1 protein-coding gene is annotated in these 1,684 nt (G+C 65.6%); it reads left to right on the forward strand.

Annotation, left to right across the window (positions count from 1 at the left end):
* On the forward strand, positions 1-1,684 hold a 1,684-nt coding region (secA, locus tag AC1DY5_RS54585), incomplete at both ends, for a preprotein translocase subunit SecA (protein ID WP_478122522.1).

The following is a 1,684-nucleotide window of genomic DNA, read 5'->3' on the forward strand; positions in this document are numbered from 1 at the left end:
GCACGTGGTCACGGTCAACGACTACCTCGCCAGCCGGGACGCCAAGTGGATGGGCCGGCTCTACAACTACCTCGGCATGTCGGTCGGCATCAACCTGCCGCAGATGCCGCGCGAGGAAAAGCAGCAGGCCTACGGCAGCGACATCACCTACGGCACCAACAACGAGTACGGCTTCGACTACCTGCGCGACAACATGGTGTACGAGCCGGGCGACCGGGTCCAGCGCGGGCTGAACTACGCGATCGTCGACGAGGTCGATTCGATCCTGATCGACGAGGCGCGCACGCCGCTGATCATCAGCGGCCAGGCCGAGGACCACACCGATCTCTATCTGGCGATCAACAAGGTCGTGCCGCTGCTGGTCAAGCAGGAAGGCGAGGCCGATCCGCGCACCGGCGAGGGCGTCACCAAGCCGGGCGATTTCACGGTCGACGAGAAGACCCATCAGGTCTTCCTGACCGAGGACGGCCACGAGAAGGCCGAGCAGCTGCTGTCCGAGTTCAAGCTGCTGCCCGAGGGCGCCTCGCTCTACGACCCGGCAAACATCACGCTGATGCATCACCTGAATGCGGCGCTGCGGGCGCGGCATCTCTATCACCGCGACCAGCACTACGTGGTGCAGCAGGGCGAGGTCGTGATCGTCGACGAATTCACCGGCCGCCTGATGACCGGCCGCCGCTGGAGCGATGGCCTGCATCAGGCCGTCGAGGCCAAGGAAGGCGTCGACATCCAGTCCGAGAACCAGACCCTGGCCTCGATCACCTTCCAGAATTATTTCCGCCTCTACGCCAAGCTCGCCGGCATGACCGGCACGGCCGACACCGAGGCCTACGAGTTCCAGGAGATCTACGGCCTCGAAACCGTGATCATCCCGCCGAACCGGCAAAGCAGGCGCGAGGACCAGCTCGACCGCGTCTACAAGACCACGCGCGAGAAATACGACGCTGCCATCCAGGACATCCGCGAATGCTACGAGCGCGGCCAGCCGGTGCTGGTCGGCACCTCGTCGATCGAGAATTCCGAGATCATCGATGGCCTGCTCGAGAAAGCCGGCCTGCCGCACCAGGTGCTGAACGCCAAGCAGCATGCGCGCGAAGCCGACATCGTGGCCCAGGCGGGCCGCGCCAAGATGATCACGATCGCCACCAATATGGCCGGCCGCGGGACCGACATCGTGCTCGGCGGCAATGTCGACAAGACGATCGAGGCGGTGGAGGCCGACGAGTCTCTCGACCCCGCCGCCAGGGCAGCCGAGACCGACCGCCTGCGCGCGCAGTGGGAGAAGGACCACGAGATCGTGAAGTCGCTCGGCGGCCTGCGCATCATCGCCACCGAGCGTCACGAGTCGAGGCGCATCGACAACCAGCTGCGCGGACGTTCGGGACGCCAGGGCGACCCCGGCTCCTCGCGCTTCTACCTGAGCCTGGACGACCCGCTGATGCGCATCTTCGCGGGCGACCGCGTGAAGGCCATCATGGACCGCCTCAAGATGCCCGACGGCGAGGCGATCGAGGCCGGTATCGTGACCCGCAGCATCGAGAGCGCGCAGCGCAAGGTCGAGGCGCGCAACTTCGATGTCCGCAAGCAGCTGCTCGAGTACGACGATGTCTCGAACGACCAGCGCAAGGTGATCTACCAGCAGCGCAACGACATCCTCGACGCGTCCGACCTCACGGCCCAGATC

Source organism: Variovorax sp. P4_D9 (assembly GCF_056401695.1).